At 60.4% G+C, this 25886-nt stretch carries 18 protein-coding genes and 1 pseudogene; 9 read left to right on the top strand and 10 right to left on the bottom strand.

Features of this window, described 5'->3' with window-relative positions:
• Positions 1-18 precede the first annotated feature (18 nt).
• Genes DCD74_RS07160 through DCD74_RS07145 form a run of 4 tightly spaced genes read right to left on the bottom strand, consistent with a single transcriptional unit; the run spans position 19 to position 7859 of the window.
• Positions 19-717 carry a M48 family metallopeptidase gene (locus tag DCD74_RS07160; RefSeq protein WP_112926706.1) on the bottom strand — a complete coding sequence of 233 codons (699 nt, stop codon included), beginning with the start codon at positions 715-717 and terminating at the stop codon, positions 19-21.
• On the bottom strand, positions 714-4058 hold the full coding sequence (locus DCD74_RS07155) for a type I restriction endonuclease subunit R (RefSeq protein ID WP_112926705.1): 3345 nt from the start codon (positions 4056-4058) through the stop codon (positions 714-716). The genes DCD74_RS07160 and DCD74_RS07155 overlap by 4 nt, the downstream gene beginning before the upstream one ends.
• A complete protein-coding gene (locus DCD74_RS07150) occupies positions 4058-5371 on the bottom strand; it encodes a restriction endonuclease subunit S (RefSeq protein WP_112926704.1) in 1314 nt (437 codons plus the stop codon). Before DCD74_RS07150 ends, DCD74_RS07155 begins: the two co-directional genes overlap by 1 nt.
• Positions 5364-7859, bottom strand: coding sequence for a type I restriction-modification system subunit M (locus DCD74_RS07145; protein ID WP_112926703.1), 2496 nt, complete (start codon positions 7857-7859; stop codon positions 5364-5366). The genes DCD74_RS07150 and DCD74_RS07145 overlap by 8 nt, the downstream gene beginning before the upstream one ends.
• 193 nt (positions 7860-8052) lie before the next feature.
• Here DCD74_RS07145 and DCD74_RS12955 point away from each other — a divergent pair, with 193 nt between their 5' ends.
• The 4 genes from DCD74_RS12955 (at position 8053) to DCD74_RS07125 (ending at position 16329) form a co-directional block, all read left to right on the top strand.
• Positions 8053-10602 carry an AAA family ATPase gene (locus DCD74_RS12955; protein ID WP_112926702.1) on the top strand — a complete coding sequence of 850 codons (2550 nt, stop codon included), beginning with the start codon at positions 8053-8055 and terminating at the stop codon, positions 10600-10602.
• Complete coding sequence (locus DCD74_RS07135) at positions 10599-11897, top strand: McrC family protein (RefSeq protein WP_112926701.1); 1299 nt, start codon at positions 10599-10601, stop codon at positions 11895-11897. The genes DCD74_RS12955 and DCD74_RS07135 overlap by 4 nt, the downstream gene beginning before the upstream one ends.
• A 123-nt stretch (positions 11898-12020) precedes the next feature.
• Positions 12021-14723: an ATP-dependent DNA helicase gene (locus DCD74_RS07130; protein ID WP_112926700.1), complete on the top strand. Its 2703-nt coding sequence runs from the start codon at positions 12021-12023 to the stop codon at positions 14721-14723.
• Positions 14724-15000: 277 nt separating this feature from the next.
• Positions 15001-16329: a DUF1173 family protein gene (locus DCD74_RS07125; RefSeq protein ID WP_112926699.1), complete on the top strand. Its 1329-nt coding sequence runs from the start codon at positions 15001-15003 to the stop codon at positions 16327-16329.
• 97 nt (positions 16330-16426) lie between these two features.
• Here the strand turns inward: DCD74_RS07125 and DCD74_RS07120 are convergent, their stop codons facing one another.
• From DCD74_RS07120 to DCD74_RS07110, 3 genes are all read right to left on the bottom strand, one after another.
• Entirely contained in the window at positions 16427-17374 is a 948-nt protein-coding gene (locus DCD74_RS07120) for a tyrosine-type recombinase/integrase (RefSeq protein ID WP_112926698.1), read from the bottom strand.
• A 126-nt stretch (positions 17375-17500) separates the two neighbouring features.
• Positions 17501-17812, bottom strand: coding sequence for a DUF7673 family protein (locus tag DCD74_RS07115; protein WP_112926697.1), 312 nt, complete (start codon positions 17810-17812; stop codon positions 17501-17503).
• Positions 17813-17909: 97 nt separating this feature from the next.
• Positions 17910-18518 (bottom strand): hypothetical protein, encoded by a 609-nt coding sequence (locus tag DCD74_RS07110; protein ID WP_112926696.1) that lies wholly within the window; start codon positions 18516-18518, stop codon positions 17910-17912.
• A gap of 807 nt (positions 18519-19325) precedes the next feature.
• Between DCD74_RS07110 and DCD74_RS07105 the strand changes: the two genes are divergently transcribed.
• Positions 19326-19526 carry a hypothetical protein gene (locus DCD74_RS07105; protein ID WP_112926695.1) on the top strand — a complete coding sequence of 67 codons (201 nt, stop codon included), beginning with the start codon at positions 19326-19328 and terminating at the stop codon, positions 19524-19526.
• 324 nt (positions 19527-19850) lie between these two features.
• Here the strand turns inward: DCD74_RS07105 and DCD74_RS07095 are convergent, their stop codons facing one another.
• Positions 19851-20651, bottom strand: a complete 801-nt coding sequence (locus tag DCD74_RS07095; RefSeq protein ID WP_217424239.1) for a hypothetical protein — start codon at positions 20649-20651, stop codon at positions 19851-19853.
• A gap of 167 nt (positions 20652-20818) precedes the next feature.
• On the opposite strand from DCD74_RS07095, the gene DCD74_RS13185 reads away from it, so the two are divergent.
• On the top strand, positions 20819-21121 hold the full coding sequence (locus DCD74_RS13185) for a helix-turn-helix domain-containing protein (RefSeq protein ID WP_112926692.1): 303 nt from the start codon (positions 20819-20821) through the stop codon (positions 21119-21121).
• Here DCD74_RS13185 and DCD74_RS07085 read toward each other — a convergent pair.
• Positions 21118-21402 (bottom strand): hypothetical protein, encoded by a 285-nt coding sequence (locus tag DCD74_RS07085; RefSeq protein ID WP_162615932.1) that lies wholly within the window; start codon positions 21400-21402, stop codon positions 21118-21120. The genes DCD74_RS13185 and DCD74_RS07085 overlap by 4 nt on opposite strands.
• Before the next feature lie 257 nt (positions 21403-21659).
• Positions 21660-23092, bottom strand: a pseudogene (locus DCD74_RS07080) (IS1182 family transposase).
• A gap of 266 nt (positions 23093-23358) precedes the next feature.
• Here DCD74_RS07080 and DCD74_RS07075 point away from each other — a divergent pair.
• The 3 genes from DCD74_RS07075 to kdpA are packed head-to-tail and all read left to right on the top strand — an operon-like array spanning position 23359 to position 25856.
• Positions 23359-24003, top strand: coding sequence for a TorF family putative porin (locus tag DCD74_RS07075; protein WP_237049554.1), 645 nt, complete (start codon positions 23359-23361; stop codon positions 24001-24003).
• 16 nt (positions 24004-24019) lie between these two features.
• Entirely contained in the window at positions 24020-24112 is a 93-nt protein-coding gene (locus tag DCD74_RS07070; protein WP_112926689.1) for a potassium-transporting ATPase subunit F, read from the top strand.
• Between the two features lie 10 nt (positions 24113-24122).
• Entirely contained in the window at positions 24123-25856 is a 1734-nt protein-coding gene (gene kdpA / locus DCD74_RS07065; protein ID WP_112926688.1) for a potassium-transporting ATPase subunit KdpA, read from the top strand.
• Positions 25857-25886: the final 30 nt, after the last annotated feature.

Genomic DNA, 25886 nt, shown 5'->3' with positions numbered 1-25886 from the left:
AACGCGTCAAAGCCTCGCTCACAACCCCTCGACCTCGATCCCGCGTTCTGCCAGCCATGCCTTGCGTCTAGCGAAGTCAGGCATCGCCCGTTCCAGGCGCAGCCAGAAATCAGGCGTGTGGTGAGGTTCGTGTAAGTGCACCATCTCGTGCGCAGCCACGTATTCGACAATGCGCGATGGCAGCAGGATGGTCTTCCAGTGAAAGTACAACCAGTCGCCTTTTCCGCAAGAGCCCCAGCGGTAGCCCAGGTCCTGCACCTTCACGCCGGCCGGCTGCACTTCCATCCGAGTCTGCAGTTCTCCAACGTAGGCGGACAACTTGTCGCGTGCCCGGTCGGAATACCAGCGGACGAAGTGCTCGCGTCCCGCGCTGATCGCGTCGCGACGTAAGCGAAAGTGACCTCCGCACAGCTTCAGGGGTTCATCCTGCGCATCGACCAACTTCAGCCGATAGCTGCGACCCAGGTAGAGGAAACCTTCGCCATCAACGAACTCCTTGCGCGGCACCACCTTGCGCAGCAGCTCCTTCTCGGCCAGCTTGGTGTAAATCCAGAAGCGCTTTTCATTCACGAAATCGCGCATACGTGACTCATCGACGCCCTCAGGCGCACTCAGCAACAGGCCGCCGCTACGCTCGACCGTGATTTGCAAGGTGCGACGGCGCGCGCTACGGCGCACGTCAAAGTTCAGGTCATCGATGGTCAGCGTCGTAGTCATACGGCCAGCAGTTCATCGTGATTGGCTTTGGCTTGCTGCAGCAACTTGTCTGCCAGCACTTCCGCTTTAGCCGTATCCACCAGCGGGGGCTGCAAGCGCATTAGGTGTTCAAATAGGATGCCGTTGAGCGCCTCCTGGTCGGCACGTCGATGCGGCTGCCAGATGCTGGGATTCGCCTGTAGTTCTTGTTCCAACACATCTACCAATTCCACAGTGACGTCTTTCAGGCGCATCAATTGTTCCGACGTCGGCTCCTGTTCGCCGCAGACCTCCGCCAGCAACGTGCGCAGGAATGGCATGTAGTGCGCGGGCAGGTCGACCGGCGCCTGCACTTCGTCCACCTTGCCGGCGCGGATCTGGTCGATCAGCTTCTGCAGCTGCTTAACCTGCTCATCCCAGTTGCCGTCAAGGGTCTTGAGCAACTGTTCCAGGTGCTGGGAGAGTTTGTTGTACAACACCGGATCCTTGTCCTGATTTTTCCGGACATGGGAACGAACGGCATGTTCCATTTCCGACGCTTTGGCCCGGGCATTCGCCGCCCGTGCCACGTACTGGTCGAACTGCGCGTCGGACAACTGGATCGGCGGCACCTTCGGGTCGATGCCCAGCGAGATCACATGGTCGTCGATCAACTTTCGCACCTTGGCGCCAACGTCCTTGCCCAGCACCGGCGTGTCCTTGTAGCGGTTGCGGGCACGGGCATGGATGTAGGCCAGGCGCTTGGCGTCCTTTGTATACGGCAGGCCTTCCGGCCGCGGCAGCACCGTATCCAGCAAGGTCATGAATGCCTTCAATTTGACCGTGAATTCGGCGCGCAACTTCTCATTGGCCAGCGCCAGCACGCACGCCTCGGTGTCCTCGATCGAATCAATGCCTTGCTGGCGGAACAGGTCGACTACGCGCAGGTGCCGGTCCTGAAGCACCCGGACCTGATCCTTCAGGCTGCTGAGCGCGCCCTCGATGTCCTCGTCCGCATAGACCTTGAGCGCCTCGCTCAGGTGTCGGGCCACGCCGTAATAGTCCACCACGATGCCGCAGGTCTTGCCGTGGCCGGTGCGGTTGACGCGGGCAATGGCTTGCAGCAGTTCCGCCTCGCGGATCGGGCGATCCAAGTACATCACGCCTTCGACCGGCGCGTCGAAGCCGGTCAGCAGCATCGATTTGACGATCAGGAACGCCAACGGGTCCGCCTTGGTCGGATCAGCATGATTCAGCGGCTTTTTGAAGCGGTCGATCAGGGCTTCTTGCTTCTTGCCATCGGTCCAGCCTTTCCACGCCGGATCGTCGTTGTTACTGCCAGAGATGATCGGCGCAAACTCGATGCCCGCCAGCAACTCGCGATAGCGCCAAGCCTGCACCGCGGCCTGTACCTTGGGCGAACGCGCGCACAGCGCTTCGTCGTCCATCGCCTTGTCTTCGGCCGGCAGTGCATGAGCCTCGGCCAGCAGAGCATCACGGGCTGCCTTCAGCGCACTGAAGTAACGAATCGCGGCCAGTCGGCTGTACGCCACCACCTGCGCCTTCAAGCCGTTGGGCAGGATGTTGGTGACATAGTGGCGAATGATGTCTTTGGCCTTTTCCTCGATCAGCTTGGGCGCGTCGAAGATGTGGCCCTTGGTCGCGTACTTCTGCTTGATCGCCTCCAACTCTTCCTTGCTGCGTTCGCGGAACAGGTCCTCGAACAGCTCGTCCAGGCTCGCGCCTTCCTTGACCGCGCCTTTGGCGGTGCGGCCCTCGTACAGGATCGGCACGATGGCGCCGTCTTCCTCGGCCTGCTTGATCGTGTAGCGATCGATGAACTCGCCAAAGATCTCGTGGGTGCGCTTCTTATCGCCCATGATGATCGGCGTGCCGGTGAAACCAATGCGCGCGCAGTTGGGCAAGCCGGCGCGCAGATTGGCATGCAGGTCGCCGGCCTGGGTACGGTGTGCCTCGTCGAACAGCACCAGGATGCTCTCGTCTTCATTCAGCACTTCGAACGGCACGTCCTTGGGCTTGGCCGCCGGCTTATCGGATTTGTTTTCGCCGCCTTCTGCCACCGTTACGCTCGGCAAGTCCTCGGCCTTCAGCGGCGCATCGTTCTCGGTGTCAGGGTCGCGATATTTCTGGATAGTGGCGAACACCAGCCCCGGGCCTTTGCGCCGGGCCAGCGCCTTGACGCCTTCGGTACTGTTGGCGACCTCGACCGTCTCGCCGGTCAGGTTGGCGGTCAGCGACAACTGCTTCTGCAGGTCTTTGCGATCGGTGACGACGATGACCTTGAACTTTCGCAGTTGTGTGTCCGCACGCATCTTGCGCACCAGGAACACCATGGTCAGCGACTTGCCACTGCCCTGGGTGTGCCAGACGATGCCGCCGCGCTCGTCATGTTCGCCGTGCTGCGCGCGGGTCTTGCCAGTCTTGAGCCGGGCAATCGCCTTGTTGACCGCGCGGTACTGCTGGTAGCGACAAAGGGTCTTGATGGTCTGGCCGCCAGCCTGCATGAACAGGGTGAAGTTGTAGATCACATCCAGCAGGTGCGCGGGCGCCAGCAGGCCCGCGACCAGGCGCTCCTGTTCGGACAGGGTCTGCTTGCCCAGCGATTCGGCCACCGCCTGCTCGCTACCGCTTCCTTCGGGGCCGACGACGGTCTTCCACTGGGCATACCAGTCGAAGGTGGCGCCGATGCAACCCACACGGGCTTCGTCGAAGCTAGTGGCGATCAACAGCTGGTTGGTGGCAAACAAGGCCTCATTGCCTTCGTTGTCCTGTACCTCCAGGCTGGCCTTGCGCTGGTTGCTGTAGCGGCGCAATTGGTCGACGGCGTCGGCCAGCGGCTCGGGGATGTCGGGGCTTTTGCATTCAACGACGACCAGCGGGATGCCGTTCACAAGCAGCACCAGGTCGGGGACGATGAAGGCCTTCCCGCTGTCGTAGCCGGGTGTGCAGTCGACGCGGTACTGATTGATGACGGTGAAATGGTTGTTGGCGGGGTTGTGCCAGTCGATGTACTGGATAGTCTGGCCGCGGCCACCATCCCAGCCGGGGAGGCCGTCGACCGTGATGCCGCGGGTCAGTAGTTCGGTGGCTTTTTCGTTGGCTTCGGTGAGTTTGTGCGCACCGAGGCGGGTGAGGGCGGCGACGGCTTCGCTCAGGCGCTCGTCGTCCAGCCAGGGCTGGCCGCTGCCGTCGAGGTTGATGGCGCGGAGCGTTTCGCGCAAGACAGCTTCTTGCACGACCTGTCGGAAGTCACTGCGACCGGTGACGGAGGGGTCGTCGATGTCGCCTTCAATGTAGGTCCAGCCGAGCAGCTTGAGCTGTTCGACAAAGGGCTTTTCGACGTCGTCGAGTTCCCAACCCATCAGGCGTACTCCATCTCATGTTGGGCCCTTGCCAGCAGGGACGTGACTCGAACTCGGCCGGTAAGAAGGTCGTCCATAAGGCCGGCTTTCTCAAGATAAAGCTTCTGCAGCGTTTGCTCCTCGGTTCGAATCCTAAGAGAAGCACTCGCCACACGACTGACAATCTCGTCTTGCTCGTTGACAACCGGGCGACCAATGGTGATTGATGCAAGGATTGAGGTATTGAGGTTCGCCATGGTCGAGCCAACGGCACGCCCCATTACTTGGGACTGGGTTGCCGGTTGCTGATAGACCAATGCAAGCCAGAAGGCATTCACTTCTGAACTCGGGAGTCGCGCCAGCAGGCAACCAGTGCCGCAGAGCCACCCCGTCTGCTGTTCGCCAATCGCCACGCACCGTGATAGGTCGCCTCGACGGGAGAACACCAGATCGTTCGGCCTAACACGGTGTCGAGCGAGTGCGATTGCCTTTCGCTCTGTGATTCGTGCGATGTTCGCTATGGAGAATTCGCCGTCAACCATATCTTGCGGCATCAGGACCGGCACACCCTCAATGGCGTACTCGTGCGCATGCAACTGCGATCCAAACGGGCCGGTTTGCAGCAATCCCCCGGACCGCTTTGCAATCTCGCCAAGCGTGACCTCTTCCCACTCCCTCGGAATCCACCCCAGCGCCGAATGTTTGTAAAGCTGCGGCGCTTCGCTTTGCGGCGGGCGCAGCTCGCCGTTGGCATCGATGCCACGGGTCAGCAGGTCGTGCAGCAGGCCCTGCTTGACTGCCTTGAGCTTGGCGATGATGGCCTCGGTTTGCGCAATGGCGGTGTCGAGGGTATCGAGAATCTGTGCAATAACGGGCCGCGCATCGTCATCCGCGATCGGAACCTCAATCTCCAAGTAGTCCCGGACGCGTATGCCCTTGACCGTCGAGCCAACTGATTGATCCTCGGCTTTCTGACGAATGTACCGAAGCAACTTCAGCAGGTAGGAACTAGGCACACCGTCCTTCGGGAACAGTGCCTTCACATCCTGATTGATAGCCATCGGCACTGCTGGCATGGCAGCACGACCGATGGCCATTCGGGTGCATACAAGTGGCACGCCCGCGGGGATCAGAGTGCTTGCGCTGGAACCCAAACCTGCCGGGGAAATATGTTCTTCGGTGTCCTCAATGACACCAGCTTCCTCCGGGAAATCCTTGACCGATGCCCACGGAATGTTTCCGTTCCAGTAAGAGGCAACCTGCCGCGAAGGCGTCCCCCCTCCAACATGCTTTGCAATGACATCCCCAATCGGCCGCGACGCGTACTCAGACATACGCCAACCCCTTCAGGAACCCCTGCAACTGGCTCGCCGCGTCATCACGCGCCTGCTCGATCTCCGTCAGCGTCACCCGGTACTTGTCCCACCAAGCCTCGAACGCCGCCACCACCTGCTTGCGCTGGGCCGTGATGTAGCGCTCCACGATGCCGCGCATGTCATCGTGCAGGATCTTCAGCAGCAGCGCCCCGGCGTCCTCTGACGACAAGCCATCGACCTGCGCGTTCAGCTGCCCGGTAAAGGATTCAAGCTTCGCCTTCAGCGCCTTCTTCGCCGCGGCAAGTTCCTTCTTCCACGCCTTCAACTGTTCCTCGCTGACGGCGTCTTCCCCGTCGTCGTCCGCCACCTCAGTGCCTTCGCCTTCCTCGTCGGCATCTTTCGAGCCGGCCGCCTTGATCTGCGTCTCCAGCTCCGCCTTCTTTGCCTCCAGCTCGGCGATCTCGGTGACGAATTCGCCCATCAGGAAGCGCACCAGCTTGTGCTCCAGCGGATTGTCCTTGCTGGCCTTGTCCTCCAGTGCGGTGACGATGCTGGTGCGCCAGGCATCGGCCACGCCCCGACTGCCGCGTGCCATCAGGGTGAGAAAATCGTACTGACTCTGGCTCCAGAACCCGGCCACGATGCCGCGCACCTGGAATGGATTGAGCATGCCCACCGCATCCAGCGACTGGCTGAAGCTTGTCAGCAGATCATTGCGCAGCGCCACCAGGCTGGCCGCATCGTCCGTCTTGTTGGCCAGCTCGACGATGCGCGGGCCGTGTTCTGCCCACCAGGCCTCGAAGGCGTCGCGGATCGCCTGCTCCTTCGCCAGCAGGCCGGCGTTGGTTTCGATGGCGGGCTTGAGGTCGCCGCGCTTGCCGAGTTCGGCCCTGAAGTCGAGATACTTCGCGTCGCGTTCGACGAACAGGTCGCCGGGATTCAAGCCGTGCGCCTGGAACAGCGCCGCCTTGTCTTCGGCCCCGACTTCCGCCTTCGGCACACCGCCGACCAGGTGCGCGCGCACGTCGTGCGGCTCCGCCGCGGGCGCGTTGTCCGCATAGCGGCGGATGTTGAGGTTGCAGCCGTTCTCCAACAACGTCGCGTTGTCGATGATCGCGCTGAATCCAGGAACGGCCTCGAAGGCATCGTAGGTGCTGACGATCTTCTCGATGTGTTCCGGCAGCAGATAGTTCTGCGCACGGCCCTCGAAGAACTCGCGGTCGGCATTGATGAAGAGCACCTTGCCGCGGCGTGCTTCGGGTTTACCGCTGACCCGGTTCGCGCCTTCGGCCACCTGCTGGCGCAGCACCAGGATGCAGGCCGGGATGCCGGTGCCGTAGAACAGGTTGGGCGCCACGCCGATCACGGCTTCCAGCAGGTCGTTCTCGATGATGCCCTTGCGGATGGCCGCTTCCTCGCCGCCGCGGAACAGCACGCCGTGCGGCATCACCGTGGCGACCATGCCGCCGTCGCGGGTGACCGCCAGCATGTGCTGCAGGAACATCAGGTCGGCCTTCTTGCTGCCCAGCTTGACCTGGCCGTGGCGAAAGCGCTCGGGAAACTTCGGCGCCCAGATCGGCTGGCCGTCGGCGTTCTTGTCGGCCGTGCCCCAGTTGATCGAGAACGGCGGATTGGTCAACACGCGGTCGAAGCGCAGCAACTCACCGTTCTCGAGGTGGCGCGGGTTCTCCAGGGTGTCGTCGTTCTCCAGCCAAGCGGTGTCGATGCCGTGCAGCAGCATGTTCATCTTGGCGATGGACCAGACCGTGCCGTTGAACTCCTGCCCATACAGGTTGGCCTTGCGTCCGTCCTGGCCGTGCTCGTCGATGTACTCCTTCGACAGGATCAGCATGCCGCCGGAGCCAACACATGGGTCATAGATGTGGTGCTCCGCCTGCGGCTTGAGCAGGCGCACCATCATCCGCACCACCGAGCGCGGCGTGTAGAACTCGCCGCCCTTCTTGCCAGCGGAGTCAGCAAACTCGCCGATCAGGTACTCATAGGCCGCGCCAAGCAGGTCGGGGAACTCGAAGTCCTCGTTGCGCAAGCGGTACTGGCCGAAGTGGGTGATCAGCTGGCGCAGCTTCTGGTCGGGGATCTTGCTCTGGCCGACCTTGCGGGTGAAATCGATGTGCTCCAGCACGTCGGCCAGGCTGGTATTGCCGGACTCGATGCCGGTCAGCGCCTTGTTGAGGAAGTCGCCGACGTTCTGATGGGCCTCGTTGAGCAGGTAGGGATAGCGCGATTGCGGCGGCACCCAGAACGAGCCGGAGCGCCGGTACCAGCGCGGGTTCTCGGCCGATTCCTGTGCCTGCTGCGGCGACTCACCTGCGGCGATGCGTTCGGCAACCACTTCTTCGCGGCGCTGATCGAACACGTCCGAACAGCGCTTCAGGAAAAGCATGCCGAAGATGTATTCCTTGAACTCACTGGCGTCCATCTTGCCGCGCAGGATGTCGGCGGCTTTGAAGAGATGGCGTTCCAGTTGGGGCAGGGTCAGGGGCATTCAGTGGTCTTCCAATGGTCTGCTGCGATTGATTCCAAGCGTGGAAGGATAGCCGCTGGCTGGCTAGTCGAGCAGTCTGTATAGGCTATGGACAGGCTGTCTCAGGCCCTGAGCCGCGGGGCGGGCACGATCCATCGAAGGACCGCCAGATGCATGCCCCTCTCCAGGGTTTCGTAGAATCCGGACGGGGGTAATGCAACGCCATGACGAAACAGGGGGATGCGTGGCTTTCAACGAAGACCTGAGCGACTGGGATGCCTTTCTCAGGGACTGGCCGATCGAACGACTGAGATCCATGACCTTGGCGGAATACGCCACGGTTGGGGACAAGCGGTGCTTCACCTATCTAGTGGAACGTGGACTGGATGGGTACGGCGGCATGCGTGGCGGCACGGCGCTCAAGTTCGGCATCTATGCCCACCGTTCGGGGGAGAACGACGAAAAGAGACAGGAAAATGTCACTTACTCGGCGAACTACGCTTGGTACTCCCGCTTCGGAGGCGATGAGGAAAGTGTTTTCCAGAAAGTACGCGACGAAGTTGCAGCGATTGCCCAGGCAGCAGTCAAGGGCGATTTCAGCCCCGTGGACTCCAGCGCAGACGATGGATTGCTTTGGCCGGTGTTTCGAAGCAAGATTGCTTTCTTGTACCAGGATCGAAGCGCCCCGCGCCTGACCGCCGTTCTTTCGCCGCAAAGCCTGAGAAGATTTCTCGGCCTTCCTGCGAACGACGCTACTCCAATCACTCAGTTGCACGCCCGTGTCCTGCAGCAAAAGCAGGCCGGCGAATCACTGATTGCCTTCAGTGAGCGAGTGTGGGAGACAGCGAAGCCACCTGAAGAAGGAGGCACCTTTAGTGCGGCCTCCGCGATGGATTACCTGAGCAGACGCTTTCCGGGCAGTTACAGCGGCACATCACATCTGGCCGCCTATCGCACCCCGTCCGGTCGCCAGTTGGCCTTCGACCCGGGTTCCAATCCAGCAAAGAAGATTGCTGTCCAGATTTTTGTTGATGCCGTGCCGCCATTCGGTTCGGCGCTTACGGTAACCGAATACCCTCCCGAAAAGTCCCGAAACCATCATCTGAAATCGCACGCGCCGGCACTTGCTGCTGGGGAAAGAGCGTTTTCAGTCAATGTGGCATCGGCGGAAGCACTTACCCAGTTGTGCGACTGGTACGACTCCGAAATTTCACAAACGGCCCCTTCGTCGACTTCATCAATCGTCATGCCCATCAATCAGCCACTCAATCAAATCCTGTTCGGACCGCCGGGCACCGGTAAGACGTTCCACACCATCGACAAGGCGGTGGCGATCCTTGACCCGGCGTTCTATTCGGCTCGCAACGATGAGCGCGAGCCGATGAAGCAACGTTTCGATGAGCTGACCCAGGAAGGCCTAGTTCGGTTCGTGACCTTCCACCAAAGTTTCAGTTACGAAGATTTCGTCGAAGGCATTCGCGCCGACAGCGAGGGCGGATCGCTGCAGTACCGCGTTGAACCGGGGGTGTTTCGGAGCATTTGCGAAGATGCCCGTGGATCCTCCCAGATTGCTTCCGACATCGGCGTCCGTGAAGGCGCACGAATCTGGAAGATTTCCATCGACGGTACCGTCACAAGCACGACCAGGAATTACTGCTTCAACCATGGCGAGGCCAGAATTGGTTGGAGCGAAGCCGGTGACCTCATGAACGAGAACCTGTCGTCGGTTCCCGCATATGCAGTCCTGGGATCGAACGACCGCAGCTCGCTTCATGGTTTCTCCCGCGAGATCGAGCCCGGAGACGTACTGCTTTGCATCGGGTCTGAGGACAAATTTCAGGCCGTTGGTGTCGTGCAGGGCGAATACGAATACCAGGCTTCGCCGCCAGCAGGCGTTCGCCAGGACTACGTCAATGTGCTGCCGGTCAATTGGTTGGCGACGGGCCTCTCGCTGGACATCCGACCTCTCAACGATGGCCGCAAATTTACGCTGAAGACCGTTTACGAATTGTCCCGATTCGGTTGGCCTGAACTCGCCGAATATCTTGAGGCGGCTTCTGTTTCTCTTACGAAGGGAGAGCACGAAGTCGCCAAGATCAGCCAACCCCGCGTTCTCATTATCGATGAGATCAATCGAGGAAACATCTCGCGCATCTTTGGTGAGTTGATCACGCTGATAGAACCCTCCAAGCGCAAAGGAAGCGTCGAGGCCCTGGAAGTAGTGCTTCCGTACTCGAAGAAGAAGTTCAGCGTGCCTGACAACGTGTATCTGATCGGCACAATGAACACTGCAGACCGATCCCTGGCCGGACTGGACATCGCCCTCCGCCGCCGTTTCGTATTCGAGGAGATGCCGCCGAAGCCGAATCTCCTTGGCACCGTCGATGGGATCGACCTCCAAAAGCTGCTGACGACCATGAATCAGCGCATCGAAGTGTTGCTGGGGCGCGACTATCTGCTGGGTCATGCCTATTTCATCGGTATCAAGTCGGTGGCGGACCTGAAAGATGTATTCCAGCGTCAGGTGCTGCCGCTACTGCAGGAGTATTTCTTCGAGGACTGGGAAAAGATCGCACTGGTGCTAAACGACCATCGCAAGGCAGCGGATCACCGCTTTCTGTCTCAGCCCGGCAACGACCTGCAGGCCCTGTTCGGCAAGGAGGGCGTCGCCAACAGCAACCCGCGCTGGAACATCAATACAAAGGCCTTCATCGAGCCTGAGAGCTATCTCGGTATCTACTCGGCGGCCGGCCCGGCTCCGTGAACACCCTGATTACCGTCCGCGAACATGCGCGCCTAACGACGGCCGAAGTATCGCCCTCGGCCGTCAACACCGCACAGGTCAGCAAGACGGCATTTGAGTGGTTACTGGCCGAAAGCGCTCGCCTGCGCGGCGGGGACAACGGCGCCCGGCTCGTCGAGCTGGAAAGCCGACGCGAACTTCGGCTGGACAACTACGTCGGCGTGCTGGAGACCCCGTGCGGCATCCGCATTGAGATCCTGCCGAAGGCACTGGACGCAGGCGACGACCGTGCATCATCGCGCAACCTGCTGCAGAAGATGTTGCTCCGCTGCCTGGACATCCGGCCTCGTCAGTCCGGGCCCGCCGGATTGCGTGTATTCGACGCGCCATTGAGTGAATGGGTCGCGGCGCAGTTCCTGGAGGCTGTCGATCATCTGGTCAAACGCGGGCTGCGTTTCGACTACCACCCGGTACAGGAGGAGCTGCGCTATCTGCGCGGCCGCCTGGTGGTTGCTCGACAGTTGCGTCAACCGCCCGGGCGCGATCACTTCTTCCAGGTCGAGCATGACGTGTTCGACGCCGATCGGCCAGAAAACCGGCTGATCCGCTCGGCCCTCGATGTGATCCGCAAGGGCACGCGCGAACCGAAGAACTGGCGGCTGGCGCACGAGCTGGCCCATCACCTGGCCGAGATCCCCACTAGCTCGAACATCCGCGAGGATTTCCGACGCTGGCGGGATGACCGCCTCATGGCGCACTACGCTCCAGTCCGGATGTGGTGTTCGCTGATCTTGCACGAGCAGATGCCTCTCTCCGTCCTAGGCGACTATCGAGGCCTGAGCCTGCTGTTCCCGATGGAGAAGGTCTACGAGCAGCACGTTGGCGCCTGCCTCAAGCAAGCCGTCCCGGCAGGATTCCAACTGGTGCCCCAAGCGAGCCGTCAGTATCTGTGCAGCCACATGCCGGCGGGAACACTAGAGCCAAAGAACTGGTTCGAGCTTCGTCCTGATTTTCTAATCACCCAAGGCAGAAAGAACAGGTTGATCCTGGACGCGAAATGGAAGCTTTTAGACGCAGAAAAGACCGACAGTGAATCCAAGTACGGTCTCTCGCAGGGCGATTTCTATCAGCTGTACGCCTACGGCCAGAAGTATCTCGGTGGCAACGGGCAGTTGATTCTGTTGTACCCGAAGACCGAGCGGTTCGCAGAGCCGCTCCCACACTTCGATTTCGGCGATGGACTGGTTCTGCATGCCTTGCCATTCGACCTGGACACGGAATCCCAAGCGTGGAATCTAGCTGCATACCTCGCTTGACATGGGGCACGGAAAATCTGGCGCACTTGCATGCAACGACGAACATGCCACTGAGAGTTTCCGTATTTCAATCCAAGCAGTCTAAACCGGACCAGGCCATAAAAATCTGAGATTGGATAGGAAATGACGACCGTTGGTGACCAGATTCAGAGCGCGGATGAGGCAATCTGTCGAAACATTGAATTGCTTTCCGAGCAACGGGCCTTGCTATCCCAGAATGTTCTTTCGCAGCTCCGGAACCTCGTTGAGGGGGCTGCGGTACGCCTCCATCTTGGATCTTCCGATGCTGAGTACCAGTACGCTGCGATTGAGTCCGCGCTGGCACACGTAAGGAGCAAGGCAAAGTTCAACTTTCTCGGAAAATTTCACAAGCTCATCCAGACCAGCGCCTCTCACTACACCTTGGACGGAGATGCTTCGGAGCGCTTGATGCTCAAGTACTACGAGTACCTGTACCGCCTCCGGGGCCTGCTCCGGGACAACTGCGGGATTGGCATTCTGGCTAACCTTGAGTCGTTTCCGATTGATCTAGATCCGTCATTGCGTGAGTATCATCAGAAAATTGCTCAGCGCATCGAGGCGGTTCGCTCAACGCGAAAGGAAAAGGGCGAGCGGAATCGCTACTACATTCACAAGGTGCGCCCATTCTTCGTTGACGGTCGGATCTACTACGAGGTCACCTTCTACCGAGCCGTCAACAAGGTTAACAAATTCGATCGCATCATCGCCTTCACCAGCATCGAGATGACTGAAAAGTACTCGGCGAACCTGACGCTTCTGCGCGATTCAATCGACGTACTCGATCAGACGATGCCGATAACGATTATCTGCGATTGGGAGGTGTCGATCAGACCATGCGAGCTCGACAACTTCGCGCGAATCCTTGGATTCCGCTCCAATGTTCGGTCCGATTCTGCAGAGTATCGGTTCCTCATGCGCTGGCTGACGGCGAGCCTGGGAAGCATGCTCGATCTCATCGACATGCCAAACGAAGAATACGCAGCATTGAAAGCAGCCGGTACTTCCGGCGATCCAGCCAAACGGCAAATCTTTCCTATGCTGGACGAGTCACGCCGCATTGTGCGGGCCGAGTTGCCGGGTTGCAGCGTTATTCGCTATCTCATGCTGCGTTTGCACAATCAGGTTCTCAAGCCGCAGTACAACGGAGATGGCTGCAACCTCCTCTCTGACCTCAAGCTTCAATGGGGTTGTATCCCATTCGACACCATGCCGTTCTGCACCTCCCCGAGAGAACACAATCCCCGCTACGGGGATCTCGTCGAGAGTATCGATGCGGCCGGCCGAACTCATGAGCTCATGGCCCGGCGAGTACACAGCAATGTCGAACGGCACGGAATCCTCTACACCCCCGTGGACGACCTGGAGGAGTTTGGGGATGTCACCAATCTGATCGGCACTTACAACGGCAAAATCTACTGGCGCCACGCGGGGCGCCGGCTGATGCAGGACAAAGGGCACGTTTTCATTCGAAGCTATGAGGATGGAACTGTCGCGATCGTCGAGAGAATTCAGCAGCTTGCGTCGGCGGGAATCGCCGGCTACACCCAAGCTGTCGAGCGCTGGCTCGATGAGGTCCCTCGCGGTATCGATGATGACGTCAAGAAAGACGCCATAAAGCTCTTATTCGACAAATCGAAGGTCGCGCTTATCTATGGTGCAGCCGGCACCGGAAAGTCCACGATGGTCGACCATGTCGCGAGCTACTTTAACGACAAGTCGAAGCTATTCCTTGCCCACACTCACCCCGCAATAGACAACCTCAAGCGCAAGGTCAATGCGCAGAATGGGATTTTCCGAACGATCAGCAGTCAGATCCATCGGACCACCCCCGATCCGGAGTTCGACCTGCTGGTTATCGATGAGTGCAGCACGGTTAGCAATGGTGATCTGCTCAAGGTATTGGAGAAGACGTCCTTCAAGCTGCTCGTTCTTGTCGGCGATGTGCATCAGATCGAGTCAATCCAGTTCGGAAACTGGTTTAGCATCATCCGGGCGTTCATCCCGACCACGTCAGTATTCGAGTTAATCACGCCGTTCAGGACAAAAAATCAGTCCCTCCTAGGCTTCTGGAACAAAGTTCGGAACATAGATGACGACATCGCCGAAGTCATCGCCCGCAATGGTTACTCGACCGTACTGGACAAATCACTGTTCCAGACCCAGCACGATGACGAAATCATCTTATGCCTGAACTACGACGGCCTATATGGGATTAACAACGTCAATCGGTTTCTTCAGAGCAGCAACCCCAACCCCGGGATTGACTGGCGTGCGTCGACCTACAAGGTTGGCGATCCGATACTATTCAACGAGACGGATCGCTTCCGACCTGTGATCTACAACAACCTAAAAGGTCGAATCCTCGGTATTCAAGAGCGGCGCGGCCAGATTCAGTTCGACGTCGAGCTTGACCGGTCGCTGAGTGAGTTCGACGTTTCGGGTGGCGAACTGGAGTGGATCGGGGGCTCGACCGTCCGGTTTTCTGTCTACGACTACGAAGCAAGCGACGGGGATGACGATGCACTTCATACCGCAGTGCCCTTCCAAGTTGCATATGCTGTTTCAATTCACAAGGCACAAGGCCTTGAATACGACTCCGTCAAGATTGTCATCACCGATGCCAATGAAGACGACATCTCCCATAGTATTTTCTATACCGCAATTACCCGAGCCCGTGAGCGTCTGACGATTTTCTGGACGCCCGAGACGCAGCAAAATGTATTGCAGCGTCTTCGCCGTAGTGTCAACTCAAAAGATGTCGCTCTTCTCGCCAGCCGTCGCGGCCTTAAGCCAGCGAATGGATGAGCGCATCTCGCAGCTTCTTGTGAATGTTATGCAGCTCCATCGCGCCTCTGCCAACACTGCAATTGCTTCATTTCCATCTGCTGGATCGGCGGCTTACTACTGACGTCGTGATCCGAGTCACACGAACACCCGTTCCGATCCAAGACCGGATGCATTGGCCGCCTTACGTGTCCACTTCCGCTGTGGGCAAACGATGGTAACCATAGGCCACGGAAGCAGGAGTACGGGCGTCTCAGCGCACCGGCTCTCCTGATACACATCTCAGCCGGAGCCGACAATGCCGCCATCCAGCCTCGATGGGCTCGTCCGGATCGAAGGCCGGAACTACACATTCCGGGATCTGTATTCGACCGGGGCCGGCAAGCGATTGCTGATCCGCATGCGTGGCAAGCCCCAGGGGGCCATTGCCTGCCTGTGCCGCCGCCGCGAGCCACTTGCCCTGCAGGTCTATTCGACGCCAGAGGGCCCACGGCTGCGGTGCTATCCGGATACCGGGCCATTGCACCGCCAGGATTGCCTGCGTAACGGGATCTCGCATGTCGGCGAAGGATCCAGGTGCTACTCCGGCAAGGCCATAACCCGGGATGGACGCTACTGGGACGTCCACCTGCGCGACCAACTGATTGCCAAGCCGGGAGCGGCGCACAGCCCGAGCCCCCCTCCCGCGAAGGGACGCGATGACCAGCGGGAGACCGACGTCCAGGGACGTGCGACCCTCCTGACTGCACTGCGTGCAATCTGGCAGATCACCGGCTTGAACGGTACCGTCCGCAAGTTCGGCAACGGCGAGCCAGGCCTACTGGCTGCCTCCCGACTTGCGAAGCAACGCGAGTTCCTACGCTTCAACGGCGAGCCGGCACGTCAGGTCTGCATCCTGCCGGGAATCGATCGCATGGCCACGCACCCCAGGCTGTCGGAATCGGGGCGCGATGCAACCACGTGGTACGCCATCGTGATCGGCGCGATCACCAGGGTCGTCCGCGATGGGAGTGATGCCCTCGTGACATTGCGCCATGGGGACGTCCCCCTGCGCGCCGAATGGAATATTTGGCAGGAGATCGTGGCCCACAGCCCTTTTCCCCGGACTGACGCGCTCATCCAGGCGCTCTCTCAGGAATCGACGGTCAAGACGCTGGTGGTGACATTGATCGCTCGCGTGGCCCGGGACGAAATCGGCCAACTGAGACTGGTCAATGGCGCCTTGATGGTGGTGGCCTCGTTCTGGCCTGTCCCGGTGGACTCCCGGGCGGAGCTGCAGGTGCTCTGGCATCTTTCCAGCGGCACCGGGCGCCGGTTCGTGAAACCGTTGCTCTATCGCGCAGGCGACCTAGCCCTGCCGGATTTCGTGGTCCTTGATTGCGCGCTACCTACTGTGATCGAAGTCTACGGACGCACCGGCAGTGCCGATTACGATCGCCGACGCGACGTCAAGCGCGACCTCTACGCGGCGAACAGGGACCGGGTAGGCTACGTCGAGCTGTTTTCCCGGAAGGGGGCGATGTTGCGGCTCCCGGACCGCGTCCCGGGCGCGTTCGACAGGCACAAGCACCTCGTGGAAGGACTCGAGGTCAAACTTGGCCTCCAGGCCCTCCGTGAGACCCCGTGACCGCGTCGACGTCCTTCAAAGAACCTGATCGACTGCTATGTCGGGCTAGGTCCAACGCCCCTGAGATGCGGGCCTGACCGTGGCCGGGGCACTGGCATCAGGAAAGCGTCGCACCGTCCGTCGAAACGGCGCGCTCGAATGCATGACCATCCGTCCGGCCCAATGCACCGGGCATGAACCTCGCGTACGTGGACAGGAGCATCCGGCAATCGGCATGACCGAGGATCTGGGACACGAACGTAGGCGCCTCGCCCGCCGCAAGCATCAGAGTCGCGGCGGTGTGGCGAAGCTGTTCGGGGCATCGGTATGGAAGTCTCGTCGCCGCAAGCATTCGGTGCCAATCGCGGCGCGCGAAGTTCTGGGTGTCGATAGGCGCACGCCGCAGTGTCTGGAAGACGTAACCATCGGACGAACCGGTTCGCTGCCATTGCCGCTGCATGGCTTGGGTGACGATCGTTCCGAGCGGAATCAGCCGTTCCGAGAACTCGTTCTTGGGGAGGCAATCCCGGCCGTCGGCGCGGGCGCGGCGGATGTCGAGGGTGCCAGCGCCTAGGTTCACGCAGTCCCAGCGCAGGCCGTTGGCCTCGCCGGAACGCAGCCCGGTCAATCCCCGAATCCACACATAGTCGGCCAGATGAGGAGGCGCCACTTCGACGAGCCGACGCAACTCCGGCAAGGCGAACGGCTGGATAGCGGGCCGTCGCACCGGCAGGCGCCGTAGGTCGCGGCACGGGTTGGCGATGCCGCGTTGCCGTTCGCGTTCACCGAGGCACTGGCTGGCAACCTGCATCACCGCATTGGCGCGGTTGGGCGTGCACCGGCCTTCGCGCACCAGCTTCGCCCGCCAGGCCATCATCGCGGCTCGATCGAAGCCGTCTGCGTCGTGTCGTCGGAATTCCGGCAGGACATGGCAGCGCAGGATCGAGTCGACACGGCGCTGCGTGGTGTCGCGCCAGCCGATCGACACCTGGTCGAACCAGGTTTCGGCGAAGTCCGCGAGCGTGTCCGTGCGTGCGGCTGCACGAAGGGCGACGACGTTGTCCATGGGCGACTCCTGCGAGGGAGTCCCAATGAAACTGCCATGCGGTCGTTTCCAAAGTTGACCCGGGAATACGCACAACCCGGGTCAATTGGGGGCTCGGCGCGTGTCCGTTCTGGACAGGGTGGTCGTTCATTGCGTCGCCCTGTCGAACAGGTGCGGGCGACGCTCACGCACCAGGCGATCGAACTGCAGCCCTAGGCCAACATTGTCCGGGTAATACGCATCATCCGAAGCGAGGTACGCCACGACCTGCAGGACATCCCGGCGCAGGCTCAGATCAAGGCCCCAGAGATCCACCGGGTCCCAACCGCCACACTTCTCGGCGTTCCACCAGCTCAATAGAAAATCCGCGCACCTGCGGCTTTGTCCTGTATCCCGGGACGCGACCTCAAGCAATCGATCAACGGCTCCCTTGACGGGTTCTGGCAGTGTTCTTGGCATGTTCGCGCTCCGTGGCTGATGGATTCACGATAGCGTCCCGTTCGCGTTTCAAAATCCGGAAATGACGACAAAAAACGGCCTGAATCCTGATATCCGGTCACCACGCAAGATCGATGTCGATCTGCTCAAGGATCCAGCAGGGTCCTGAGTCGTCGATACCGAAGGGGCTCTGAAGCGGCCTGATGGTCGACACATCCAGACCACCTTGCATGCACTCCTCGACGACGTACGCCCAAGCGCGCTTCTCTTCGTCCCACAACACCAGTGCGCGATTCTCCAACTCGCTCATGAGGCGATCCAGGAAATCCCCAGGGTCTCGATGTCCGATCCGGACATGCTCGATCGTGGCCTGGAGCCAGCAGTACGTCCTTGTCATGGCCACATGGCAGACCAGCTGGTCTGCTGGGTGACACGCCTTAGCCACGGCTATTGCGTCTTCCAGGCGGGATGCCAAGGGCAACTGTCTGGCGCGCAGCATCTGGTTGACCGAATCTGCATACATCCGCGACTTGCGCAGAATGTCGTTGAAGACCGGACGGCATTCAACGAGTGCATCGACCCACGTGCCTTCAGGAGAACAGAGACCTCGTACCAGCGCAGCGCGCATTGTTCGGCGGGTACAGGTGAGCTCGATGGTCTCCCAGCTTTGCTGGATCACGTCGAAGTCAGTGATCGGGATGATGCGTGGCGGCGTGATGGATGCCATGGCAGGGGCTCTTGAAGGTGGAGTCCCTGAGAGTGGGGAAGAAGTGTTTTCCCCAAAGTTGATTCCTGTTCCTCGCCTAGATGTTTATTTTTCCCAGTTTTCCTAAGTACTCTGCTTCACTTTGTAAATTCTGGTTTTTACAAAATCTAACTTTGTAAATTCCACTTTTTACACAATCTAACTTTGTAAATTGTGAGAATTTACAAAGTTATATGTTGGAAAAAGTGCCAAAAATATGGCGGCAAATGGCCCTGCCAGCGCCGTCTGCGGCACTGGCTGCAGTCCTTGGTAGGCTGCCCATAGACGCACGGTCGTCGTTGCAATCCACAGTCTGGCTCACATCACACGCAGGCAAATGCTTGTTGGTCGAAATTCGTTCGATTGCAACGCCTTGATCTGGTTTGAAAAACCGATGATTCGGTGCGAGAGTGGTCGAAATTCAGTGCGAAAATCCTGTGCCGCGGCGTTTGAGGGTCGAATTTCGACCATACGCACTGGCATGAAGCGCGATGACGTGTGCAAGCGATTGAAATGGAAGGTGAAATAGATGCCCATCGCTCAGGCTGAATTTCGACCACCAGTATGTGACTCAGTTTGACGAGGTCACGATGGGCCGTGGGACTTTCCTCGCTAACTTTGCATTGGGCGTCTTCGTGCTTTTTGACGGGTGCCACAGCCCGTGGCGCCATTGCAGGAATCCCTATGAGCACTCCTCCCCATGTGGTTGACGCCGATTGTGCGTCCGGTTCGGACGTAGCCCATCCCCGACTGGGCAGCGCTTACACTACGTTCCGAACTTCCGTGCGCATGCTGGCAGCCGCCGGCTACCTGTTGATTGGGCTCTACGCTGGCTGCGCGCTGGTATGGATGCCTTCCGCGTTCAGCATCGTCGCTGCGCTGTCTTGCATTGCCGCTGCTACTGGCGTGTACGTCGCGTCGGGCGTACTGATGATCTGGGCTGACATCGCCGACGCCTTAGTCGTCCGGCCCGAGGAGGAGATCCGATGAAAGTACGGCGCCCCCGAATCCCGACCTTGGATGAGGTCATCGGCGAGGCTTCGCCGGAGGATTTCCAGTTGCTCACCTCGACTTTCTCGGAGCGTGCGCTCACCCACGAGGATCTGGGCGCGGAACCAGCGACGTCACGGCCTGACCTGGTGCCGATCATGATCCGTTCCGGCGTCGGCTGGGTACCTCGCATGACACGGCGCAAGCTGTTTAGCGGGAGGCTTCGTAGGTCACGGCCTAGGCGCTAATCCACGGCCCGAGCACTTAGGCGTGTTGTCAGTTGACCCTCAGTGCATCCCACGGATTGGGGCGCACTGATTCAATTCAGTCGAACGCGATTGCCCGGATTTGATCCAGTGTCGAGCGCAAGATGCCAGTCATGTCCACTGTGTTCGGCGAGGTGGGTGCGCCGACGATCTGGCCTGTGATCACAGCCTTGGCGCCGTTGCGATATGGGAATACGTCCAGCACGTATTGCACCGAAACGCCGGGGGTAGTGGAGGGAAGCGTAAAGAACTGCGCGTCTTTGCCCAGGTTGAATCGCTTGGCCATGATCCGGTTCCAACGGGCTGGTTGACCCAGTCGTTCGAAGTTGGCGCGCAAGCTGTCCGCGCCGAATTCGCTGTCCACCTCTGTTCGGAAGTGCACGATCGGCTTTAGCAACTGCTCCCTTGCCTCATCTGCTTCAAAGGACTTGACGGTGTAGAGGCTTCGCATGAGGTCGAATGGCGTCTCTTGGCGCTTGTCCGTGAGAGACATGTGGAGCGCGTAGGTCGTGGGTGTCTCTTTGGCACGCAAGTCGACCGCATAGGAAATGGCCCCTGTTTTTGTCGTCGTACCCTTGAGTTTGGCCACCTCGAGCTGGTTGGGGTGTAACCACCGCACGCTGTATCCGTCGATGTCCTGCGAGTCGTACTGTGCATTGCTAAGGGTGCTGAAGGCTCGCCCGTAGTTGATGTTGGCGTTAAATGCGAGCTCTGTCGGTGCGCCGGCCTTGGTCTCCTCGATGCCTTCCTTGGGCAGGATAACCACGATCTCCGGGCTCAGGGCGGGATCAAACGGCAGGAGCTTTCCCGGGCGATCGTCGGCCCAAGCGGGCAACGTCGTAAACAAGATCAGCATCAAGCCGAATAGCATAGATATTTTCATAGGACTTCCTCGTTGTTCTTGGTTATGGATGGACCAAGGTGGAACCTAAGCCTGATCAGCCAGTTCATATCAGGCTGATTATTCAAGAAGATCGGATATACGAAAGCCAAATATAGCGTTGTGCTGGTCCTTAGGCGAGCACGATGCCAAAAACTCTTTACCGCCCTGAAAACACGATCCTGCGCAATCAGTTGCGCTCTGCGAGGGAGGCGGCCGGACTTACCCAGGTGGACCTGTCAGAGGCCGTCGGCAAGTCCCAGACCTTTGTCAGCGATGTGGAGCGCGGGGTACGTCGGCTGGATACGGTTGAACTTTGGGAGATATGCCGCGCAATGGGGCTGGATTTGACCAGTTTCGTTGCGGAGTTCCAAGTTGCTATCGAAGAAGCCGGTACCAGCAAGCCGCGGCGGGCAAAGTCCACAGGGCAACCCAGACGCCGAGCTTAGGGCTGGCTATCAAGTGCGGACGCACGTAGAACCAAGCGAGCCAGAATGGCCCTGTTGACTGCGTCTTGGCCGGTGCTCTCATAAGCTTCGATCAAGCGCCGGAGGAGCTCCTCTCCGCGAATCTCGGGTACAAAGGACGAGGCAACGATTTCGTTCCAGAGCCATCCAGCGACTTTTAAATCCTCACTGCTGCTATGCCATCCGTTCGTCATGGCCCAAACCATTGCGGTTGCGATAGCTTCAAGTGCATTTAGCTCACCGCCATTTCCATCTTCAGCCATTTTTTTGTCCTGCCGCGCCGCGAGTTACGGCTGACTCAGGAGGCCATGGAGATCAATCGGGAAAAGTTGCGGGGAGTTTCCCGCGCCACACATGCTCATGCAATGTGGAAGATGGGATAGACGGATCCTAGGTTGCTGAGCTGGCTTGATCAGTGACCGCTTGCGACCGAGGCTGTGTAAAAACTCCCGGGCGCGGTGCTGCCGACGACGATGCAGCCAGTTTGAGCAACCAGCGCTGCAGTAAAAGAACTTGATGCTTAGGCTGCGATGGCCCGCACCATGCCCTCGGTGCCCATGATCTTGATCATCCGCTTCATGTTGTAGGCCAACACCGCCAAGCTGATCTCCGTTCTGACCTTCGGTAGCGTCTTCGTCAGCAATGGCGTTGTGCCGAGCCAAGATTTGAGCGTTCCGAAGACATGCTCCACCGTCTGCCGTCGTGCCACGGCAGCTTCTGGCCTGGCATCCAGCAACATCTGCATTCGCTCGAGCACATGCTCGTGCTCCCATCGTCCGATACGCCTGTAGGTGGCAGTCGTGCACTTCTTCCGGATCGGGCAACGGGGGCAGGCGGATGACCAGTACTTATGCAAGGTCAGCCCCTTCTCCTCTGTGGTGAAGCGGGGATCGCCCGTTCGCCCGCCGGGCATTCGATCTCCCGCGGCTGCGTCGTAGACGAAGTCCCGTTTGTCGAACCGACCTTCGGCCTTGCTGTTCGACGTGAGGGGCTTGGGCACCAGCGGAATGACGCCTGCCTCCTCGCACGCCAGGATCTCAGGGGCGCTGAAGTAACCGCGATCCGCAAGCGCCGTCATGTGTTCGGCACCAAGGGCATCCTTGGCCTTCATCGCCATATGTGAGAGCTGCGCACGGTCAACCGTCGTTCGTCACGTCGTATGCCACGATCAGGTGATGCTTGGCATCGACCGCCGCCTGGACGTTGTAGCCCACGGTGCCGGTTGCGCGTCCGCTCGAGGTCATTGATCTCGCGTCCGGATCCGTCATCGAGATCTGGCGGTCTGGAGAGGCCTCAAGCTCTTTCTCGATGCTGTCCAACTTCTCCATCTGAGCATGCAGCTTGGCCAGCTTGTCCTTCAGGTGCGGTACGCGCCCCTCCGGCAGCAGCGCCGGGTCGCGATCTGCCCGGTCCAGTTCGGCTAGATAGCGAGCAACGCTGTCCTCCAGTTGCTTCCGGCGCCCCTTGATCTTGCCGACGGTGAAGTTGCGATCTCGACTGTTCACTGCCTTGAGCTTGCTGCCCGTCAATCGCCACGATCGCGTGCGAGAAGACCTTCATGTTCCGGCACAGCGCGACGAACCGACTGCACACGGCCGTGATCGCGCTGCCGTTGTCCTTGCGGAAGTCGGCGATGGTCTTGAAGTCCGGTGCCAGCCGGCCTGTCAGCCAGATCAGTTCCAGGTTCCGTTGCGCCTCCCGCTCCAGGCGACGGCTCGACTGGATGCGGTTGAGGTAACCGTAGATGTAGATCTTGAGCAGCGCGGCGGGGTGATACGCGGGCCGACCACCTGCCGCGCGATTGGCGGCATCGAAGCCCAGTACGCTCAGATCGAGCGCCTCGACGAAGGCATCGACCACCCGCACCGGGTTGTCTTCGTGGACGTAGTCTTCCAGCCGATCAGGGAGCAGAAGCCCCTGGGAGCGATCAACGCCATCCACAAATCGCTTAATGTAGAGCACCCATCGACCGGTGCTCAGATCATGCCAGTGGAGGCAGGGTTTTCACACAGCCTCGACCCGAAGCGGACATTCACTCAATGGAAATTTACGACGAATTTACGTAGCGGCGCCAGGTGCGCAATAGCGAATTTACGTCCCCTTCCGGGACCATGGCGACGTCTAATCAGCCATGGTTCGCAATGGACACTAGGATCAGAAGGGAGTGGAAAGAGGCGGCCGTGCCGCTATCCATCGCCGTCCTCGCCGCCGCAGGCCTCGTGTGCCTTGCGTCCGCCGCATCGGCAGCGGAGCTGACAGGAAACGCCACCCTCACCAGCGACTACATCTGGCGCGGCAGCTCGCAGACGATGCAGAAGCCGGCCGTGCAGGCGGGCATCAAGCTTGCCGGTGACAGCGGCCTCTATGCATCGGTGTGGGGTTCGAACGTGAAGTTCGCCTCCGCAACCGATGCCGCCAGCGAGTTCGATCTCACCATCGGCTGGGGACGCAAGCTCGGCGAGGACTGGGCGCTGGACGTCAGCGCGCTGCGCTACATCTATCCTGGCACTCGCGGATTGGACTGGAGCGAGGTCAATGCCTCCGCCACTTGGCGCGACCGTGCCTGGGTCGGCGTCGGCCAGTCCAGCAACGCCATGGCCACGCGTGAGAACGGCACGTACGTCAGCGCCGGCGTGCGCATTCCCGCCAATGACGAACTACGTTTCGAAGCTAGTGCCGCGCATTACGCACTGAGCGATGCGCTGGGCGACTACAACCACGGCTGGGCCAGCGCGGTGTGGGCGTTCAAGGCCCCGTTAGAAGCACGCCTGACCGTGCACGGCACCGATGGCGCGGCGAAGGCCCGCTTTGGCCGCGAGGTCGCCGGTACCCGCATCGAAGCAGCGCTGCAGGCAGCGTTCTGAACCTGAGGAGATTTCCATGCCCACATGGCTTGCCTTGCTTTGCCTGATCGCCGTGGTCGTCGCCGCGATCTACCTCTTGTTCGTCATTCTGTTTCCTGAGCGCTTCTGAGGACCTTCCGATGACCACCTTCGTACTCGTGATGGTGCTGGCGCTGCTGCTCGGCTGGCCGCTGGGCCACTACATGGCCAGAGTCCTGCGTGGCGGCAAGGCGCCGCTGGACGCGCTGTTCCTGCATGTCGAACGCGGCCTGTATGCGGCGCTGGGACCGGCGGCGCGCGGCGGCATGACCTGGCGCGGCTATGCGCTGGCATTCCTGCTGGCCAACGCCGTGTTGTTCGTCACGGTGTGGGTGTTGCTGATGATGCAGGGCGTGTTGCCGCTGAACCCGTATGCCGCACCCAACATGCCTTGGGACCTCGCGCTGCACACCATGGTCTCGTTCCTGACCAACACCAACCAGCAGCATTACTCCGGCCAGGCGCAGCTCTCGTGGCTGTCGCAGATGGTCGGCATCGTCGGTCTGCAGATGATCACGCCGATGTTCGGACTGGCGATCCTGGCGGCGAGCCTGCGCGGGTTTTTCGGCGGCCGCAAGGCCATCGAGGGCGACACGTCATCCGCAGAAGGCGAGGAGCGTGATCTGGGCAATTTCTGGCGCGACGTGATCCGTGCCGGCCTGCGCGTGATGCTGCCGCTGTGTTTGCTGTGGTCGCTGCTGCTGACCTCGCAGGGCGTGCCGGCGACGCTTGTGCGCGTCGCGGACGTGACGCCGATCGATGCCAACGCCGGCATGGCCTCGCAGCACATCCCGGTCGGCCCGGTCGCTCCGATGGTCGCCGCCAAGCAACTCGGCACCAACGGTGGTGGCTGGTACGGCCCCAATGGCACCGTGGCGCTGGAAAACCCGACGCCGCTTTCGAACCTGCTCGAGACGCTGGCGCTGATCCTGATCCCGGTCGGCTGCGCGTTCATGGTCGGTCAGTTCACCGGTCGCCGCAGGCTCATCGGGCTGGTGCTCGGCACGATGCTGGGGCTGTCGCTGCTCTCGAGCCTCGGCACGATCTGGCTGGAAAGCCATGCACCCGGCAGTGCGATCGCGGTGATGGAAGGCAAGGAAGTCCGGCTCGGCGCGGAGGCTTCCGCCGCCTACGGCGCGCTGTCGACGCAGACCTCCAATGGTTCGGTCGTGTCGATGCACGATTCCTGGGCACCGCTGGCGGGTGGCGTCGCAATGACTAACATGCTGATCAACGCCATCTGGGGGGGCATCGGCTGCGGCGTGCTCGGCCTGCTGGTCTACATCCTGCTGGCGGTGTTCCTGGCCGGCCTGATGACCGGGCGCACGCCGGAGCTGTTCGGGCGCAAGATCGAAGCGTTCGAAGTGCGCTGGCTGGCCTTCCTGATCCTGCTGCAGCCGCTGGCGATCCTCGGCTTTTCCGCCGTCGCGCTGGCCGTGCCGTCCCTGACCGGCAACTCCAATCCCGGCGCGCACGGCATCTCGCAGGTGCTGTACGAATACGTCAGTGCCTTCGCCAACAACGGCTCGGGTTTCGAAGGGCTGGCTGACAACACCGTGTGGTGGAACGTCACCTGCGCGATCGTGCTGCTGCTCGGCCGCATGCCGGTGCTGCTGATCCCGCTGATGATCGCCGGCTCGATGGCGAGGAAGCGCGTGGCGCCACAGGGCTCAGGCTCGCTGCAGCTGGAATCGCCGACCTTCGCGCTGACCCTGGTGGCGATCATCGCCATCCTCACCGTCCTGCAATTCATGCCGGCGCTGGTCCTCGGGCCGGTGGCCGACCACCTGCAACTGGTTGCGCAGCAGCATGCTGCGACTGGAGTCGTCCCGTGAGCACGCCTTCCCTCCATCTCGGCGAGGCCC

It is taken from the genome of Lysobacter oculi (assembly GCF_003293695.1).
GTDB lineage: Bacteria > Pseudomonadota > Gammaproteobacteria > Xanthomonadales > Xanthomonadaceae > Solilutibacter > Solilutibacter oculi.
The sequence above is the reverse complement of the archived record's forward strand: the minus strand, read 5'-3'. Positions and strand labels throughout refer to the sequence as shown.